Annotated in this window: 16 protein-coding genes; 9 read left to right on the forward strand and 7 right to left on the reverse strand. The window is 56.2% G+C overall.

Going from position 1 to position 18,717, the window contains the following annotated elements; all coding sequences use genetic code 11:
- Positions 1 to 117 precede the first annotated feature (117 nt).
- Positions 118 to 1,038 carry a LysR family transcriptional regulator gene (locus tag E4T21_RS00725; protein WP_205423433.1) on the reverse strand — a complete coding sequence of 307 codons (921 nt, stop codon included), beginning with the start codon at positions 1,036 to 1,038 and terminating at the stop codon, positions 118 to 120.
- Between the two features lie 115 nt (positions 1,039 to 1,153).
- Between E4T21_RS00725 and E4T21_RS00730 the strand changes: the two genes are divergently transcribed.
- A complete protein-coding gene (locus E4T21_RS00730; protein ID WP_149282628.1) occupies positions 1,154 to 2,572 on the forward strand; it encodes an MFS transporter in 1,419 nt (472 codons plus the stop codon).
- Between the two features lie 147 nt (positions 2,573 to 2,719).
- Here E4T21_RS00730 and E4T21_RS00735 read toward each other — a convergent pair whose 3' ends face one another.
- Together E4T21_RS00735 and E4T21_RS00740 are read right to left on the reverse strand one after the other, a co-directional pair.
- Entirely contained in the window at positions 2,720 to 3,931 is a 1,212-nt protein-coding gene (locus E4T21_RS00735) for a cyanate transporter (protein WP_240349245.1), read from the reverse strand.
- 420 nt (positions 3,932 to 4,351) lie between these two features.
- On the reverse strand, positions 4,352 to 5,134 hold the full coding sequence (locus tag E4T21_RS00740; RefSeq protein WP_149282630.1) for a DNA-binding transcriptional regulator: 783 nt from the start codon (positions 5,132 to 5,134) through the stop codon (positions 4,352 to 4,354).
- A 390-nt stretch (positions 5,135 to 5,524) separates the two neighbouring features.
- On the opposite strand from E4T21_RS00740, the gene E4T21_RS00745 reads away from it, so the two are divergent.
- The 8 genes from E4T21_RS00745 (at position 5,525) to E4T21_RS00780 (ending at position 14,268) form a co-directional block, all read left to right on the forward strand.
- Positions 5,525 to 7,201: a bifunctional 3-(3-hydroxy-phenyl)propionate/3-hydroxycinnamic acid hydroxylase gene (locus tag E4T21_RS00745; RefSeq protein WP_149282632.1), complete on the forward strand. Its 1,677-nt coding sequence runs from the start codon at positions 5,525 to 5,527 to the stop codon at positions 7,199 to 7,201.
- Position 7,202: 1 nt separating this feature from the next.
- Positions 7,203 to 8,144 (forward strand): 3-carboxyethylcatechol 2,3-dioxygenase, encoded by a 942-nt coding sequence (locus tag E4T21_RS00750; RefSeq protein WP_149282634.1) that lies wholly within the window; start codon positions 7,203 to 7,205, stop codon positions 8,142 to 8,144.
- A gap of 38 nt (positions 8,145 to 8,182) precedes the next feature.
- Positions 8,183 to 9,046, forward strand: a complete 864-nt coding sequence (locus E4T21_RS00755) for an alpha/beta fold hydrolase (RefSeq protein WP_149282636.1) — start codon at positions 8,183 to 8,185, stop codon at positions 9,044 to 9,046.
- 26 nt (positions 9,047 to 9,072) lie between these two features.
- Positions 9,073 to 9,867, forward strand: coding sequence for a 2-keto-4-pentenoate hydratase (gene mhpD, locus E4T21_RS00760; protein ID WP_149282639.1), 795 nt, complete (start codon positions 9,073 to 9,075; stop codon positions 9,865 to 9,867).
- Between the two features lie 29 nt (positions 9,868 to 9,896).
- Positions 9,897 to 10,832, forward strand: coding sequence for an acetaldehyde dehydrogenase (acetylating) (locus E4T21_RS00765; protein WP_149282641.1), 936 nt, complete (start codon positions 9,897 to 9,899; stop codon positions 10,830 to 10,832).
- A 12-nt stretch (positions 10,833 to 10,844) separates the two neighbouring features.
- Positions 10,845 to 11,867 carry a 4-hydroxy-2-oxovalerate aldolase gene (gene dmpG, locus E4T21_RS00770; RefSeq protein ID WP_149282643.1) on the forward strand — a complete coding sequence of 341 codons (1,023 nt, stop codon included), beginning with the start codon at positions 10,845 to 10,847 and terminating at the stop codon, positions 11,865 to 11,867.
- A gap of 47 nt (positions 11,868 to 11,914) precedes the next feature.
- Positions 11,915 to 13,204 carry a 3-(3-hydroxy-phenyl)propionate transporter MhpT gene (mhpT, locus tag E4T21_RS00775; protein ID WP_149282645.1) on the forward strand — a complete coding sequence of 430 codons (1,290 nt, stop codon included), beginning with the start codon at positions 11,915 to 11,917 and terminating at the stop codon, positions 13,202 to 13,204.
- A 74-nt stretch (positions 13,205 to 13,278) separates the two neighbouring features.
- Positions 13,279 to 14,268: an MBL fold metallo-hydrolase gene (locus E4T21_RS00780; RefSeq protein ID WP_149282647.1), complete on the forward strand. Its 990-nt coding sequence runs from the start codon at positions 13,279 to 13,281 to the stop codon at positions 14,266 to 14,268.
- A 231-nt stretch (positions 14,269 to 14,499) separates the two neighbouring features.
- On the opposite strand, the gene E4T21_RS00785 is transcribed toward E4T21_RS00780, so the two are convergent.
- The 4 genes from E4T21_RS00785 to E4T21_RS00800 all read right to left on the reverse strand — a co-directional run bounded on the left by E4T21_RS00785 (position 14,500) and on the right by E4T21_RS00800 (position 18,612).
- On the reverse strand, positions 14,500 to 16,140 hold the full coding sequence (locus tag E4T21_RS00785; RefSeq protein WP_149282649.1) for a BCCT family transporter: 1,641 nt from the start codon (positions 16,138 to 16,140) through the stop codon (positions 14,500 to 14,502).
- A 338-nt stretch (positions 16,141 to 16,478) separates the two neighbouring features.
- Positions 16,479 to 16,661 (reverse strand): hypothetical protein, encoded by a 183-nt coding sequence (locus E4T21_RS00790; RefSeq protein WP_149282651.1) that lies wholly within the window; start codon positions 16,659 to 16,661, stop codon positions 16,479 to 16,481.
- A 229-nt stretch (positions 16,662 to 16,890) separates the two neighbouring features.
- A complete protein-coding gene (locus E4T21_RS00795; RefSeq protein ID WP_149282653.1) occupies positions 16,891 to 17,478 on the reverse strand; it encodes an HD domain-containing protein in 588 nt (195 codons plus the stop codon).
- Complete coding sequence (locus E4T21_RS00800; protein ID WP_149282655.1) at positions 17,479 to 18,612, reverse strand: TauD/TfdA family dioxygenase; 1,134 nt, start codon at positions 18,610 to 18,612, stop codon at positions 17,479 to 17,481.
- Between the last annotated feature and the right edge of the window lie 105 nt (positions 18,613 to 18,717).

The following is an 18,717-nucleotide window of genomic DNA, read 5'->3' on the forward strand; positions in this document are numbered from 1 at the left end:
AAAATCGCTCGGCCCAGAGTGAGGCCAAGGATATTTTCATAGTCCATGAAAAGTTCGAGCTGGGCGCAGGAAAGCGCAATGATGCGACATTTCTATGCTCTGTCATCACCGATGTGATCACCCTGATGAACCCTGTTGTGTGAGATGATCCAGAAGCAGCCGCAGTGGCACCATGTCTCGGTATTCGCGCGGGAAATAAAGGAAGATGCCCTGGGTTTCAGGCATATGGCGCTCAAGTACTGGAAGCAGTGTCCCTGTCGCAAACTCTTCGGCAACATAGTCGTGGAATGTGTAGATCAGGCCAGCTCCTTGTGTTGCCAGATCGACCAAAACAGGAAGCGAGTCGGCGATGAGATGCCCTCGCACATCCACACTGATCTCGCCATCTCTAGTATGGAAGCTCCAAGGCGCGATGTGGCCTGAGGGCTGGTAACGATAGCGGATGCAGCTGTGGTCCAACAGGTCTTCCGGGGTCTTCGGGTGGCCAACTGCTGACAGATAATAGGGACTGGCCGCTACGGTCAGAGCAAGAGGGGGTGTCATGCGTACTGCCACCATATCTTGTGCAATTCGGTCCCCCAGTCGGAAACCGGCATGTAGCTCATCGTCCAGGATATCGGTAAGTGCGTCAGTCAGAGAAAGCTCGACCTCGATCTCCGGATAGGTCGCACAGAAGGATGCCAGGGCTGGGCCGACAACGAGGCGATAGGCGAATTCCGGAATCGTAAGCTTCAATGTGCCCCGTGCTGCATGGCCGCTGGTGCGGGCGCTCTCGACGGCCCCGGCTAACTGCTCGAAGGCGGGCCCCGCACCGCGAATCAGGGCCCGCCCAGCTTCAGTCAGGCTGATAGACCTGGTGGTGCGGATGAACAGGGGGGCGCCCAACTGGTCTTCAAGCGATTTCAGTTGATGACTGACCGTCGAGGGCTTGATCCCCAGGGCGTTAGCGGCGGCGCGCAGGCTGCCATGGCGGGCAATTGCAGCGAAGACTTCGAGCGCGGTAAGCGGCAGGCGCATTTTGGCTTCTCGGTAGTTCATTGTTCGATTTCATGCATGAAACAAGTGTAAATCTAGGGGATTATCGTAAAAAGAGGTAGGGCTTATATTCGCTTCATCAGCAAGATTCAGTGGAACTCCCTGAAGAGGTACACACATGAAGCTCCTTGTTTCCTCGAAAACCAGCTCTCCTCAACTGACCCTCGTCGCCGCCAGCCTTGGCTTTGCTGTCATCTCCCTTGATGTTTCCGTCGTCAATGTCGCGCTCGAACGCATTCGCGAGGCCCTGCAGACGGATGTCACCGGACTGCAATGGGTCTTGAACGCCTATACACTCGTTTTCGCAAGCCTGCTCTTGTCGGCAGGCGCACTGGGTGATCGGCTCGGGCCGCGCCCGGTCTATGCCGCGGGGCTGGGGCTCTTCACTCTTGCCTCGGTTGGATGCGCGTTTTCCGGATCGATCGAAAGCTTGATTGCTGCCCGTATTGCCCAGGGCCTGGCAGCGGCGCTTTGTGTGCCAGCCTCCTTTGCGCTCATCACCATGAGCTTTTCCGAAACGACTTCCCGTGCAAGAGCCATCGGAACTTGGGCCGGAATTGCCAGTTCGGCCCTTGGGGCCGGCCCGTTGGTCGGCGGCGTCTTGATCAACACTTTTGGTTGGCAGAGCATCTTCTTGATCAACCTTCCCCTTGGCCTGGTTGGGGTCTGGCTTACTCTCACGAATGCTCCGCATGGCACTCGCCCCACCACTCGCAGCCTGGATCCCATAGGGCAGATGTTTGCCATCCTGGCTCTGGGCGGCCTGACTATCGGCTGTGTCGAGATTGGCCGCTTTGGTTGGGAGGCGCCCTTGGTGCTGGCGGGATTTGGAGCCTTTGTCATCTGTGGTATGGGGTTCGTTTTCTACGAGTCGAATCATCCGGATCCGATGTTGCCGCTCGGAGTGATGCGCACTGCTGCGGTGGCGGCGCCATCCTTTATCGGCATGGCGATCAATTTTGCCTTCTATGGTTTGATGTTTGCCGTCAGCCTGTTCTTTCAGACGGTCAAAGGCTACTCCCCTCTGCAGACTGGCTTGGCATTCCTGCCGATGACAGGTGTCATCACCCTGACCAACTTTGGTGCCGGCTGGCTTTCTGCTCGCTTCGGGCCGAAGTTGCTGATTCTTGCCGGGCTTGTGATGGCGACCATCGGCTATCTGTGGCTTTCCGAAATCTCTGCCTCGACACCGTTTGGGTCCATCATTCCTCGACTGTTCCTGATTGGCATCGGCGCCGCACTGGTTGTCCCCCCGATCAACGCGGTGCTGTTGTCTGGAGTCGATCATGGGCGGGTTGGCATTGCGTCGGGGGCGCTGAACGCAGCTCGTCAGATCGGCGGGGTTATCGGCGTTGGTGTCTTCGGGTCGCTCGTTGCCGGCAGTGCTGCAAGCATTACGGCAGGCCTTCAGTCAGCACTACTCCTGTCCGCTCTTGCCATGATTCTGGCGTTTGTCGTAGCGACCAGAATCCCACGCGAGCGACATGTCGCTGTCCCCTCATCGGGTGAGGCTGATCCACGGTTCCCTAAGGCGTGAACCTGATTCTGTTGCTCTTGAGATGGTGCGTATCAAATACATCTCAACTAATTATGCAGGGTGGCGCGAGCTCTTCTTCCCGTTGGTTGTCACGACTTGCCGTATGGTTTCCACAACCTTGGAGAAGTGCTGATGATGGGTGAAAGCTCAGTCACGAATCACTCGCTCATAGTGGCGTGGATCGAAACGCATCCCGATGATCACCATCAGCAGACTGGTGACGGTTAGCCCGGCCCAGGCCCAGGCGAAGCTGCCGAACTGGTCGCGTACGGCACCGGCCAGCCAGGGTGACAGAGCTCCGATGCTGTAGCCGGCACCCTGGGCAATAGCCGTAATGGAGCCGGCACGATGAGGGTCGGCATGGTGGTCAAGGCTGATGATCAGGCTCAGCGGGAACAGACCGCCGAGGCCGATGCCCAGTAAAGTGGCGATGGCTAGAGGCGCAACTGCCGGGGCCTGCCACAACCACAGGAAGCCAGCCAGGGCACAACCCAGCGGAAGCATCAGTACAGGGCGCCGGTCCGAGCGGCGCTGGGCCAGGGAGGGCAGGATCAGACCTGCGACCACCTCGATGGCGGTGAGATAGCCGAGCAACAAGCCGGCAGCGGATTCCGTCCAGCCGAGCGCAATGTAATAGGGTGGCAACCAGGCCAGTACACAGGCATAGCCCGCGGCACTGAGGCCGAAGAACACGGTCAGGGTCCAGACACGTGGCTGGCGATACAACGTAGCCCGGAGATCTGGCCCTTCGGCCGTGCTGTCGGTGGCCGGCAATAGCAGCCCGCGGCAGTTCCAGACCAGCAAGGCAGCCAGGGCCACCAGTGCCCAGACTGCTAGGGCGGCTTGCCAGCTGCCGGTCAGTTCGGCAAGCATCGGGGCCGAAGTAGCGGCTATCGCTGCACCTCCCATGATGGAGGCAACATACCAGCCCATGACCAGCGGTGTGCGTTGCCCTGCCTGATGCTTGATCAGTGACGGTAGCAGGGCCTGGATGCTGGCAATGCCAATGCCGGCGATCAGGGCGGTGATCAACAACGTCGCGCTGCCATGCCCGACCAGGCGCAGACCGTCGGCCAAGGCGATGAGCAGCAGGGAGCTTCCGATCAGGCGATTCTGTCCCAGATGACGGGCCAGTGTCATGGCGAGGAAGCAGCCCGCTCCCATCGCCAGCACCGGAAGAGTGGTGAGCAGGGAGAGTTGAGAATAACTGATGGGAATATCGGCCTGGATACGCTCGACCAGCGGGCCTATGGCCGCCATCGACGGCCGAAGATTCAGCCCGATCAGCATCGTCAGCAGGATCATGCGGCGCAGGGGGAGTCCTTGCTGCCGTGAAGAGGATGTCAGGGTGCTGTGCATGGATTCCTTCCTTGAAAGCATCTGATGGTCCGACGCTTATGCTGGACCATGGGCTGATGCAGCCTAATTCCTCAACTTAGGTTGAGGTCAAGGAAGGAGAAAGGACATGTGGGACATGTAAGCAGGAGCCTTACCATGACCGATTGGGCTGCCTGAACTTGTGGCACGTCATGGGAGAGAAGCCCCTTCAGGGGCCGCAGGAGGGGGCTGTTGTTAGAATTTCAGCTGTTGAAAGTTCATAGAGAATAAGTCTGTGCAGAAGTGTTTTTGGAATAGATAATGCTTTTCTATTCTGCTTGGCCAAGCACGATTGTGCGAATGTAGTTCGGTTGGCGTTATCCTTGAGCACGTAGAGTAAGGCCATATGCCCTATTAAGGATCCCAGCCAACGCCAAACATATACAATGGAGACATGGTGATTCAGCTCTCTATATTAACTAGGATCTTGGCAATAGTTCTCTTCATCTCATCAAGGTAGCGATAGGCAGCTGCCTCGGGAGATAAGGTTGAGCGGAGAAATACCAGGTTAAGGCACCCATAGAGTTTTTCTTCGCTTTTGATGGGAAGTGCGATGGCGCCAAAATTCTTTTCTGGGCTCCATTCTCCGTGATTGGAGCCATATCCCTGCTGTCGAGTGGTATTAACCAACCTTTCAACGAACTCTTTGTCCCGTGCCCTTTCACCCTCTGCATCCTCTTTCTGTGCCAGCAGCGAAATCAGCGCTTCTCTTTCCGCTGAATCTGAGTAGGCGATATAGGCTTTACCAGAAGCAGAGAAGAGTAACGGTATGCGCCTGCCCACCATCGCACGATGAAAGGAAACGGGACTGAAGCGGTGCGTGGTCTCGCGAACAATCATGGCATCCACGTCCAGGGTAGTGAGGTCGGTTGGCCAGCGTACTTGCTGCTGCAGCTCACTGAGGAGGGGAGCCACCACTGACGATATCCAGTGTTCATCGCGATATCCATCGCTGAGATCGCGAACTCTTCGCTCTAGCCAATAGCTCTTGTCTGATTCGCTTAATCGTACGAGGCCCTCTGACTGCAGGGTCTCGAGCAGACGTCGAGTGGTAGTGCGGTGCAGTCCAGTGCGCTCGCTCAGTTCCGCGATGCTGCCACCACCATTGAGGCGGTTGAGCTCATAGAGAAGTCTCAACCCTCTGACAAGGCCTTGAACTGTCTTGTATTTCCTTTCATCTGACACTCAGGTGCTCCTCTTTTTTTCTTGTGCACTATGTGCACATGCTCTCAAACTTTATGCATAACATATATGTTTTTCATTGCTGCGGTGAAATTTGTTCCCTAGACTTCAAAAATATTTTAAATAACTTCGATCACTCATGTGATTAATCGCCTGCAACTTATTGGTAATGATATAAGTTGTTTGGAGATGTTTGCCTTAATTTAGTATGTGAGATTTTTCAGGTGGTAAATGGTAGCTAATATTTAATCAAGATTTGAATATTTCAGTTAAAACATACCCTCCAGATGTTAAATAACATGCTGGAAAGGAGAGGTGTTTTCCTGAAATAAGAGACATCGGCTTCAGGTTGCTTGTGGAGGCAAAACAAATATGAATTCAAGTGCTCAAAATATGAAAAACCGCACCGGCGCTCCTAACCATGAGGTAGAAATTGTGATTGTTGGGGCGGGACCGGTTGGCCTGACGTTAGCGAACTATCTCGGAATGCGTGGCGTCAAGGTCATGGTTATCGAGAAACTTGACCAGCTGATCGACTATCCACGCGCCATTGGTATCGACGATGAATCTCTGAGAACCATCCAGGCCATCGGCCTGATTGATGACGTCCTACCCCACACCACGCCCTACCATTCGATGCGTTTCCTTACGCCGAAAGGCCGTTGCTTCGCCGATATTCAGCCGATGACCGATGAGTTTGGCTGGTCACGGCGCAATGCCTTCATTCAGCCCCAGGTAGATGCAGTACTACATAGTGGCCTGAGTCGCTACTCGGACGTCGAGGTGTTGTTTTCCCGCAGCGTGAACGGCATCGAACAGGATGAGGACGGTGTCGTTGTCAGCGTAGAAAACGAGCAGAAGCCGGGAGAAACCGAGAGCGTTCGAGCCAAGTACCTGGTGGCTTGCGACGGCGGCAATAGCTATGTGCGTCGGAGTCTGGATATTGGCTTTTATGGCAAGACAGCGCCGAACCAATGGATTGTCGTGGATATTGCCAAGGATCCCTTGGCGATCCCCAACGTTTATCTTTGCGCGGACCCTGTCAGGCCCTACGTCTCCGCCGCTCTTCCCCACGCTACCCGCCGCTTCGAGTTCATGGTGATGCCGGGCGAAACTCAGGAGCAACTGAGTCAGCCGGAAAATATGAAGCGGCTGCTGAGTAGCGTACTTCCCAATCCCGACAATGTGGAACTGATCCGAAGTCGTGTCTACACCCACAACGCGCGCCTGGCGGAGAGGTTTCGGGACAAACGCATTCTGCTGGCGGGTGATGCCGCCCATATCATGCCGGTATGGCAGGGTCAGGGCTACAACAGCGGCATGCGAGATGCTTCCAACCTGGCCTGGAAGCTGGCGCTGGTCGTCAAGGGAAAGGCATCCCCCCATCTGCTTGATACCTACGAAGACGAACGCCGTGATCACGCCAAGGCAATGATCGACCTATCGGTCATGGCGGGTCATGTCCTGGCTCCGCCGAGGCGCTGGCAGGGTACCTTGCGGGACGGCATTTCCTGGTTGCTGAACTATGTACCGCCGGTGAAACGCTACTTCCTGGAGATGCGCTTCAAGCCGATGCCGAAGTACGAAAGAGGAGCTCAGGTGGAGGTGTCCCCGAAACCGAAGGGGCCGACACCGGTGGGCAAAATGTTCATCCAGCCTCGAGTGGATACAGAGCATGGTGAGGAAATGCTGCTCGATGATGTGATCGGATGCAATTTCGCCTTTATCGCCTGGGGGGCTGATCCCACTTGGGGGCTGAACGAGGAGCAAGTGCGCTCATGGCGAGAGCTCGGCACCACATTCATTCAGGTGGTACCGAGCTTTCAGTTGAAAGCGCCAAGTGATGTGAGCGATGGGGTTATTCGTATAGGCGACAGCCAGGGACGCTTGAAAGAGTGGTTCGGGCGTTTCCCAGCGTCCATTGCCGTGTTGCGTCCGGACCGCTTCGTTGGCGCCGTTGCCATCCCCCAAACGATCGGAGAGGTCTCCGATCGCTATCTCTCGGTCCTGGGTGTTGAGGCCGGTGATGCCATCCCTTCACGCGAGAATATCAACCTGGAGGTGGCTTGATATGACGGCTTTGCTTCAGTGCCTTTCTCATACGCCGCTCATCGGCCACCTGGACCCAAGCCGAGAAGTACTTGACGAAGTGAACGACGTCATCGATTCGGCGGCCAGAAAAATCGCCGAATTCGATCCTGAACTGGTGATACTTTTCGCGCCGGATCACTACAACGGCTTCTTCTACGACATCATGCCGGCGTTCTGTGTCGGTACCCATGCCCATGCCATCGGGGATTTCGGCTCCGCAAAGGGTGATATTTACGTTCCTGAAGGACTGGCCGAAGGGCTCGCTATCCAGGCACTGGCCGACGGTGTGGATATTGCTGTTTCCCACAAGATGCAGGTGGATCATGGCTTTGCCCAACCACTGCAGTTTCTGTTGGGAGGTCTGGATAAAACGCCGACCATCCCCGTTTTCATCAACTCGGTTGCTGTACCACTACCAGGATTCAAGCGTGCCCGTATTCTTGGTGAATCCGTAGGGCGATACGCCAAGTCACTGGGAAAGCGCACCCTCTTCATCGGTTCCGGTGGTCTGTCCCATCAGCCTCCCGTTCCAGAGCTCTCGACGGCCAGCAGCAACCTTCGTGATCGCTTGCTGGGAAGCGGGCGCGATCTGCCATTGGATGAGCGCGAAGCTCGTACTCAACGTGTGATTGACGCCGCACGCAGGTTCGTTGACGACCAGAACTCGCTGCATCCGCTCAATCCTGAGTGGGACCAGAAGTTTCTTGAGCTGGTAGCGTCCGGCTGCATTGCCGACCTCGATGGAATGAGCAACGAAGCGCTTTCCGAGATGGCCGGAAAGTCTACCCACGAAGTGAAGACATGGGTCGCCGCCGGGGCGGCGCTATCGGCCTTTGGTCCCAGTCATGAAATGGATCGCTACTACCGCCCGATTCCTGAGTGGATTGCGGGCTTTGGTGCTCTCACTGTCAGAGCCGCGTGACTTCATTGGTTACTCGATCAATTAGTTGGAGGTGCAGGATGACGACACAAAAATGGACCGAAGAAGGGACCAGTCATTTCGTAAAGGTCCAAGAAGGTGAGCTGGAACTCAATATTCACTACAACGATGTGGGAGAGGGTGAAGAAACCATCGTCATGCTCCACGGCTCTGGGCCCGGTGCCAGCGGCTGGGCCAATTTCAACCGTAATATCGAACCGTTTACCGATGCCGGCTACCGTGTCCTCCTCTTGGACTGCCCAGGATGGAGCAAGAGCGACTCCATTGTTTCCACGGGATCACGTTCGGACTTGAATGCCCGCGTGCTGAAGTCTGCCCTCGATGCCCTGGATATTCGCAAGGTTCACATCCTGGGCAATTCCATGGGTGGTCACAGCGCCGTGGCGTTCGCTCTGAGCTATCCCGATCGGGTGAGCAAACTCGTGCTGATGGGCGGAGGAACCGGTGGTGGAAGTATGTTCACACCGATGCCTGCCGAGGGGATCAAGCGGCTGCAAAAACTTTATCGCGAGCCGACCCTCGATAATCTCAAAGAGATGATGGACATCTTCGTCTACGACACCAGCAGCCTCACCGAGGAGCTTTTCAAGACTCGCCTGGACAACATCCTGGCTCGCGAGGATCACCTGGTGAACTTCGTCAAGAGCAGCCAGGCCAATCCCAAACCCTTCCCGGATTTCGGCCCGCGCCTTGGCGAGATCGCCCATGAGAGCTTGATTATCTGGGGCCGGGATGACCGCTTTGTGCCCATGGATACGGGCTTAAGGCTTCTCAATGGACTTCAGCGAGCGGAGCTTCATATCTTCAACCGCTGCGGTCACTGGGCTCAATTCGAGCATGCGGACAAGTTCAATCGGTTGGTTCTGGACTTTCTTACGAACTGAGTTGACTGAGCCCAAGGGAGAATCCGATGAGTGATATCTCGAAGTCATTGGCGGAGCTGGCGCAAGCGCTACGCCAAGCGGAACAAGATGGCGACCCGATTGCGCCACTGCGCAAATCGATCGGCGAGGACAACGAACAGGATGCCTACGCGATCCAGCGGATCAATGTCGAGTACGCCCGAAAGAACGGTCGCCGCGTGGTCGGACGCAAGATCGGACTGACCAATGCCAAGGTCCAGGCCCAGCTTGGTGTGGATCAGCCGGATTTCGGCACCCTCTTTGCTGACATGGCCTACGGCGACAACGAAATTGTCCCGATCAAGCGCGTGACTCAGCCGAAGATTGAAGCCGAGATTGCCCTGATACTCGCGGAAGATCTACCCCATGCCGATACCAGCTTGGCGGACCTGGTCAGTGCGGTGGGGTGGGTCCTTCCGGCCCTGGAGATCGTGGGTAGCCGCATACGGGAGTGGGACATCAGGTTCGTGGATACCGTTGCCGACAATGCATCGAGCGGCAGCTTTGTCCTGGGCGGTCCGGCCCGACACTTGGCTGATACCGACCTGCGCAACAGCCAGATGCGTCTTCTCAAGAATGGGGAAGAAGTCTCGGTAGGCAGCGGCGCCGAGTGTCTTGGCAACCCCTTGAATGCGGCTGTGTGGCTGGCACGGAAAATGGCGAGTCTCGGTTCTCATCTGAAAAAGGGCGACCTCATCTTGACCGGCGCGCTAGGCCCCATGGTGCCGGTAGCTGCTGGCGATCATTTTGACGCGGTCATCGAAGGGATTGGACAAGTTGGCATCGCCTTCAGCGAGCAATGATCTCACGCCGAATAACTGAGGTAACAACGATGAGCACATCCCCCAAAGCTGCCATTATCGGATCCGGCAACATCGGCACCGACCTGATGATCAAAATTCTGCGTACCAGCGATGTGCTGGAAATGGGTGTCGTTGTCGGGATTGATCCTGACTCCGATGGCCTGGCCCGCGCCCGGAAGATGGGAGTGGCCACCACCCACGAAGGTGTAGAAGGCCTCGTCAAGATGCCCGAATTCACCGATATCGAGGTCGTGTTCGATGCCACTTCAGCTGGCGCTCATTCATACAATGAACGTGTATTGCGTGAGCACAAGCCTGATATCCAGTTGATTGATCTGACTCCCGCAGCACTCGGTCCCTATTGCGTGCCTGTAGTGAATCTCGAGCAGAACCTCAATCAGCGCAACGTGAACATGGTCACTTGTGGCGGCCAGGCCACCATTCCTGTCGTCGCGGCAGTGTCTCAGGTTGCCAAGGTCCACTATGCCGAGATTGTTGCGTCCATCTCTAGCCGGTCAGCGGGCCCTGGTACCCGGGCGAACATCGATGAATTCACCGAAACCACCTCGAAAGCCATCGAGTCAGTAGGCGGAGCACAGAAAGGCAAGGCCATTATTGTTCTGAATCCCGCTGAGCCACCTCTTCTGATGCGCGATACCGTCTACGTGCTATCCGAGCTCGCCGACAGGGAAAAGGTCGCCGCCTCTATTGAAGAAATGGTGCAGGCGGTGGGCCGTTACGTGCCTGGCTATCGCCTCAAGCAGGAAGTTCAGTTCGAACAGATTCCCGATGACGCCCCGATCAATGTGCCCGGTGTAGGCAAGGTGAGTGGGCTCAAGACTTCGGTGTACATCGAAGTGGAAGGCGCTGCTCACTACCTGCCTGCCTACGCAGGCAACCTCGACATCATGACTTCCGCTGCCCTGGCAACGGCGGAGCGCCTGGTTGCAGGTCAAGGGAACTAAGGAGACAGCGACATGAATTTCATCCCTGAAAAGAAACTCTACATCTCCGATGTCACCCTGCGAGATGGCAGCCATGCCGTCCGCCACCAGTACTCTGTGGACGATGTGCAAAGGATCGCTCGCGCGCTGGATCTGGCCAAGGTTGATTCCATCGAGGTGGCACATGGCGATGGCCTCCAAGGGGCTAGCTTCAACTACGGCTTTGGTGCCCACACCGATCTGGAGTGGATCGAGGCGGTGGCCGATGTGGTGAAACATGCCACTATCGCCACGCTGCTGCTCCCGGGCATCGGCACTATCGAAAACCTCAAGGATGCCTACCAGGCCGGTGCCCGTACTGTGCGCATCGCTACGCACTGCACTGAAGCTGATGTGTCCCGTCAGCATATCGAGTCTGCGCGCAAGCTTGGCATGGACACCGTTGGCTTTCTGATGATGAGCCATATGCAGACGCCCACTGGCCTTGCCGAGCAAGCCAAGCTGATGGAGGGCTACGGCGCGAACTGCATCTATGTGGTGGATTCGGGCGGTGCCATGACCATGGCGGATGTCCGCGAACGCTTTCGCGCTGTCAAGGACGCCTTGGATCCTGCCACCGAAACCGGCATTCATGCCCACCACAACCTCAGCCTTGGGGTAGCCAATTCCATCGTCGCCGTGGAAGAAGGCTGTGATCGGATCGATGCGTCGCTGGCGGGCCAAGGCGCGGGTGCCGGCAATGCGCCTCTGGAGGCCTGCATTGCCGTGTTCGATAAGCTGGGCTGGGAGCACGGTACCGACCTTTACACCTTGCTGGATGCCGCTGACGACATTGTTCGCCCCCTCCAGGACCGTCCCGTTCGGGTGGACAGGGAAACCTTGGCCCTTGGATATGCAGGTGTCTATTCGAGCTTCCTGCGCCACGCCGAGATGGCCGCCGAGCGATACGGGCTCAAGACCGTCGATATCCTCGTCGAACTTGGCAAGCGTCGGATGGTGGGTGGCCAAGAAGACATGATCGTCGATGTAGCGCTCGATCTACTCAAGTCGCAGTGAGGACGACCTAGTCCCCCACCTTCATCAAAGAAAACGGTACCTAAACAATGCCAACAAAAAATATTACTGGCACCACACAACAGGCATCGGCCACGCCGGCGCGTACTTGGGTAACGATCGCCCTGTGTTTCATGGTGGCCTTGCTCGAAGGCTGGGATCTCCAGGCACCGGGTATCGCAGCTCAAGGAATGACAGCTGTCTTCGGGCTCGACCAGATGGCCATTGGCTGGGTTTTCAGTATTGGCATCTTCGGGCTGCTTCCGGGCGCCTTGATGGGTGGCCGGCTCGCTGACAAGTTTGGCCGCAAGATATTGCTGATCATGGCGGTGGCCATCTTCGGGCTATTTTCGGTGGCTACAGTCTACGCCTGGAACCTCAGCACGTTGCTCATTGCCCGCCTTCTCACAGGCATTGGTTTGGGGATGGCCTTGCCGAACTTGATTGCGCTCACATCCGAAGCGGTGGGAGAGCGGATGCGCGGTTTTGCCGTCAGCTTGATGTACTGTGGTGTACCGCTGGGCGCGGCCTTGGCCGCCACCGTTGGTATCGCCGGCTTCGAGGAGACGTGGAAGATCGTCTTCATTGTGGGAGGAATCACTCCGCTGATGATCATCCCGATGCTGGCTTTCTACTTACCTGAATCGGCTGCCTTTCAGTCCCAGCGTAATCAGAGCGGCCAGTCCGAGGCATCTGCCACTGCCTGGCGCAATCTATTCAGCGATGGGATGGCGGCTCCTACTCTAATGCTCTGGAGCTCCTACTTCTTCACCCTTTTCGTCGTGTACATGTTGATTAATTGGCTCCCCAGTCTTCTGGTCGAACAGGGCATGACATCAGCGGACGCCAGCTGGGTCATGTTCTCCTTCCAAATAGGTGCAGTGGTCGGCACCTTGGCGCTGGGCGCGCTGATCGGGCGGTTACCCGCCATGGCGCTGGCTGTGCTTATCTACCTCGGTATCTTCAGCGCCCTGATTGCACTGGCCCTGGCAGGCCAGCTCACCAGCATGATGACAGCGGGCTTTATGGTCGGTCTCTTTGCCACCGGCGGGCAATGTGTTCTCTATGCTCTGGCGCCCATGTTCTATCACACACGCTTGCGTGCTACTGGGGTCGGCACTGCGGTGGCCGTAGGTCGACTCGGTGCGATGGGAGGCCCTCTGGTTGCCGGACAAATGCTGGCAGTGGGCGCAGGGACAGTTGGTGTGATGGTGGCGACAGGGCCCGGCATTCTTATCGCCGGCTGTGCAGTTTTCAAATTGCTGAAGGGAATAAGCCCTACCGGTACCGAGGGTAACCAGGAGGCGTTTTCAACAATAAGCGCAAATGGAAAAGGGTGAACCTATAAAGCGGTGGCCTGAATTGTCATGAACCAAATTGATTTGAAGAAAAATAAACAAGGGATTTAAGTAGAATGAAATATAAAAATGTTGTTTCCACATTGTTCGCGTTATCAGCATTGCTCCCCGGTATCGTATATGCACAAGAGGAAAACCTCGAGTCCCAAGCGACAGATACCAACACTCGGGTAATCATGCTTGGTACAGGGTCACCAAACTTTCGAGCGGATCGTGCAGGCCAAGCTATTCTCGTGGTAGTCGACAAGAACCTTTATCTCTTCGATGCGGGCCCTGGTTACATGAAGAACCTCAATGCCTTTTCGGGAGAGGACTTCATGCCACCGGATATAAACTACGATAGCGGTTCAGATTATTCCAACAGCACTGTATATGGAGCGATGAACAAGCTCTTCATTACCCATTTGGATTCCGACCACGTGCTCGGTGTGGATGAAATGCTCTTTCGTCCCTGGGTAATGGGGCGTGATCAGCCTGTAGCTATCGTGGGGCCCCATGGTACTCAGAAACTGGTTGATGGATTGCTCGAATCCTACCAAGCGGATATCCACCATAGAATTGAAGGGAGTCAGCCAGCGAATACGACGGGTTACAAGGCACAAGTTACCGAAATTGATGATTTGCAGGTTGTCCATGAGGATGAACTTGTCACTGTGACGGCCTTTCCTGTTCTCCATGGTAGCTGGCAGCATGGAGAGGCATTTGGCTATCGTATCGAGACGCCGGATAAGGTTGTAGTGATAAGTGGCGATACGCGTCAGTCTGAGTCGCTCTACGATTACTATCGTGGGGCCGATATACTCATTCATGAAGTGATGAGTGATGTCGGGTTGTCGAGGTTAAGCCAGGATTGGCAAGACTATATGTATCATGCGCACACCAGCACCCGGCAGTTGGCAGAAATTGCCGAAGCCGTCAATCCTGGACTGCTTGTCATGACGCATCCGCTGTATTTTGGGCAGTCGGATGAACAAATCAGGGAAGAGATGACTGGCTTCTATGATGGTGATTTTGTGCTTGCCGAAGATCTTGATGTTTATGAATAGCTATCGGAATCCTTGCTCAGAAAAAAGCACCACTACATAACTGCTGGCAGCTAAATCATCCATGCCGTTTGGAAGAAGGTGGGTATTCAGCCTTGAAGGTAGCCAGCGTAGTGGTTCACTGGCTCTGGACAAGAATTTCGCATCAAACAAGCACGAAAGCTGCCGATGAACGTGCCACCAGGGCTTGACCGCCCTGTGTGGCACATAGGAACTACCTGATGACGTCACGCTTCAGGCGCGCATACGCCGCAGTTCGCCATTCAGCGCTTTGATGATGGAGTAACACATCAACAGCATCACGATGGAGAAGGGAATCGCGGTTGCCGTTACGCCGGCCTGAAGTGCCGACAGGCCACCGCCGAGCAGCAGCACGATGGCGACCAAGCCTTCCACTGTCGCCCAGAACATTCGCTGAGGCCTGGGGGCATCTATCTTGCCGCCTGCTGTGATGGTATCGATGACCAGAGAGCCGGAATCCGAAGAGGTAACAAAGAAGATCAGCGCCAGAATGATGCCAAGGGTGGACATCAGGCCAGTCATCGGCAGCTTGTCCAGCATTCCGAAAAGCGCCAATTCGGGTCTGTAGTTATCGATAACGTATTCCTTTACCAGGCTGCTGGAAGGATCTGCATAGAGCTGATCCAGCGCGATGCCGCCGAAGACGCCCATCCATACAAAAATGAACAGGCTGGGAATCAGCAATACACAGATCACGAACTCGCGAATGGTGCGGCCGCGTGACACCCTGGCAATGAACATGCCGACAAACGGTGCCCAACTGACCCACCAGGCCCAGTAGAAGACGGTCCACGCCTGACGGTAGCTGGCATCATCGCGGCCGAAGGGAGCAGATAGCGGGATGAAGTCCTTCACGTAGGTCTCCAGGCCTGTCCAGAACCCGCTCAACCCCACCAGGGTCGGGCCGGCGAACAGCACGAAGAAGAAGAACAGTACCGCGAGAACCATGTTGATCTCGGACAGCTTTTTCACACCGCCTTCAAGTCCTCGCCAGACCGACACCAGGGCCACTGCCGTCACCAGCATAATCACGATGACCTGGGTGGTGGTGGTGACGTCCAGGCCAAAGATGAAATTCATTCCCGCATTGGCCTGCTTGGCGCCGAGGCCGAGTGCAGTAGCCAGCCCGAACAGGGTGGAAAACACGGCGAGGATGTCGATCACATGTCCCCACCAGCCCCAGACACGCTCTCCCAGGATAGGGAAGAAGGCTGAACGGATGGAGAAGGGAAGCCCCTTGTTATAGGAGAAAATGGCCAGCGCCAATGCCATGACTACATAGACGGCCCAACCATGTATGCCCCAATGGAGAAACGTGCCGGCAAGGCCCAGGGCACTGGCCTCGGGAATGGCCTCCGGATTCAAGCTTCCATCCGCTCCGAAAGGAGATGTCACGCCCAGTGGCAGGGACACGTTGGCGTGATATACCGGCTCCAGTACGCTGAAGAACAGTAGCCCGATACCGATGCCGGCAGTGAACAGCATGGCGAACCAGGACAGGTAACTGTGTTCTGGCCGGGCGTCAGGTCCTCCCAATCTGATCGATCCATAGGGAAGGACGACAAGCGCAACACAGAACAGGATGAAGAAGTCCACGATACTCATGAAGTACCAGTCCAGCGTGCCCGTCGCGAAGCTGACAATGGACTGGAAGATGCTGCCTGCCTGTTCCGGGAACAGCAGGGTGAGCACGATGAAAACGAGTGAAGCAAGCGCCGATATAACGAAGACACGATTGTGGATATCGAAACCGACGGGGCCTAGCTGCCCCACAATGTTGTCCTGGCCGACAGTGTAATCCGTATGCATGTCACTGATCATAGGAGGCGACTTGGGGTCGCTCGACGTCGTCATGAGGTATGTCCCGTTGTTGTAATAGTCTGAATGTTAAAGATTTTCATGCTGGTAGTCTAAAGGTGTCGTGTCATGGAATCACTGTTCATTTCTTGATGCCCTTGTGGAGTAGGAGGGTGCCACTCAGGTCGATGAAATTGATGTCAGCTGCCAGCAACTCCATGTTGGGGTGATTGAAAGGGTTGTGTGCTTGAAAGGGTTGTGTGCTTGAAAGGTTAGGGTGCCTGAAAGGTCGGGGGGCTTGAAAGGTTTGGGGTGATCGAAAGGTTTGGGGTAAACGAAAGATTCGCGCCACCGGCTGACTGATACACAGGCACCGGAAGGCAATCGGCCTGCCATCAAGATAAAGCGGGAGGGCGCGCATGGCGGCTATTGCAATAGGCTGAGCCGGTGACCATGTCCCCGTTCGCCAACTGCGGCAGGTAGGGCGTCTTGACGACAGGGAGACCGTGGCAGGGAAGCACAGAAACAGCCGTCTGGTCGGCCATCAAGAACGGAACACAGGGCTTTCGAGTGGTCATGTCGAGAGTTCCTGAAGCGGTAAAGTGATAATAGCTTCCCTAGTCTCGTCATGAATCCATAGGCCTGTAAAGTCCCTGTTTTTTAATGTTTCACATTAGCTCTACTAATGTTTTTGGGTAAGTGGATGAAGTAGCGCAATAATGATCTGTGATCCTGGTCGAGTCGATCAATGTACGCCCGCACCCTCGCCGCTGATGTCCCATTCCTCGGCAGGGTGACGCAGTGACATCATGGCTCCAGCGAATGTTCTTCACCGATTACCTCAGGATCGAAGGGAGCGCGGGAGAACACCCTCCGCAACATGGGTTCAAAGTGCGCCAGTGATGGTGTGGGATAATCCGGATCAAACGCCGCCTGGTCGTAGCGCTCGCAGAAATCCACACAACTCTGGTACCAAGGGTGGTCTCTGTAGCGGTCGCGCTCGTTCGGGTCGTCGCCGAAATGATGGGCGTAATAGAACTTCTGGAACAGGCCATGGTGATGTACCACCCAAGTGACCTCGCCGCGTACGTAAGGGCGGATGATGGCGGCGGCCAGCTGCGAGTGGTTGTAGGGCGCCAACTCGTCACCGAGGTCGTGCAGCAGGGCGCCGATGATCATGTCTTCATCGGCACCGTCCGCTTCGGCTCGTGAGGCCGACTGCAATGAATGCTCCAGGCGTGTCACCTGGTAACCGCTCAGGCTGTGCTCAAGGTTGCGAAGTGCCTGCAGTAGGCGATCTGCAAGGCCCTGGTTGAACTTGTCCTCCAGGTGCTCAAGAAAGACATACTCTTCTCGGGTGCCCTCTTTCATCTGCCGAAATGCAACCTGTTCCATTCAGGCAACCTCCTCGATCGAATCACGATGCTTCATGAGACTGGCGAAACGCTCACGCGGGCCGTCGGTATCAAGGTAGCAACCCTGCAGATGACGCAGCCCTTCGTTGGTCTCGTAGCTGGTACGCCCATGTAGCACACGGCTGTTGTCGAACAGCATCAGTTCGCCAGCGTGGAGGGCGAAACGCACCTCGTAGGCCGGGTCCGAGAACAGCTGGCCGAGTCGCTGACGGGCGCGATGAAACAGACGGACCTGGTCATCGGGAAGCAAGGGCAGGGCATCCAGGCGTGGACTGTAGTGAACGCCCGTGGGATGACCTTCATCGTCGGTCTGGATCATGGTGCGGTGGGAGATGAGCTCGGTTCCGGCATCGACAAAGCGAAAGCGTACCGGAATGGTCTTGAGCAGGGCGTAGCCCTCTGGAGTTTCGTGGCGCAGCTGCTCAAGCACTTTTAGGCTATCGACCAGTGTCGACAGGCCACCGGTGGTTTCGTTGACCAGGCAATGGAGTAGCTGGATGCCCGGTACCGGGTTGCGATACGGATTGTCGGTATGTGGGCCGAGGGCAACGCTGCGATAGGCCAGGTCATTACCGCTTGGTCGTGAGTAGACTTCGAAGTAGCGCCCGAAGTTGGTTTCCTTGACATAGCCGTAGTATCCGCCGACCTGAAGAATATGCTCAGGGTCTGTCGGTACACGGTAGAGGACGATGTAACCGTAGCGCAGATAGGCGTCCAGCGAGGCCCGGAAGTAGGCCTGATCTTCCTGTATCCGTTGCCAGTCGAAGCGTACCTGGTCCTGATTCAGGCTGGCATCCCAGGGTTCGGGGGAAGGGAACGTCGCATTGTCATTCAGCTCACTGGCCAGCAAGCGAAGGTCATAGGTCTCACGATGCCCATCACTGAATGCCAGGGCCGCGTGACTCTCGTCAATCCATGTCGCGCTCTCTAGCGTCAGTGCCACGTCGATAGCGTGGGAGTCGAACAGGCGCTGCTGGGTCATGGGCTCCAGCTGGTCGGGGGCCTGAGTTCGTTCACGCAGCCATAATGGGCTGATTTTCCGTGACTGCTCTCCGTCATCGAGCATGATGGATGGCGGCTGCTCGTGAATGACGAATGCATGATGGGCGGGCATGTCGGATATCCTCTTTTGGCTTCTGTCATCACGCAGGTGGTCACTGGCATGGTGACGAGAGAACTGCCGCCCGAGTAGAGTCGGTAGCTTATCCTGGGGTATGCA

The sequence above is a fragment of the Halomonas binhaiensis genome (assembly GCF_008329985.2).
Taxonomy (GTDB): domain Bacteria; phylum Pseudomonadota; class Gammaproteobacteria; order Pseudomonadales; family Halomonadaceae; genus Halomonas; species Halomonas binhaiensis.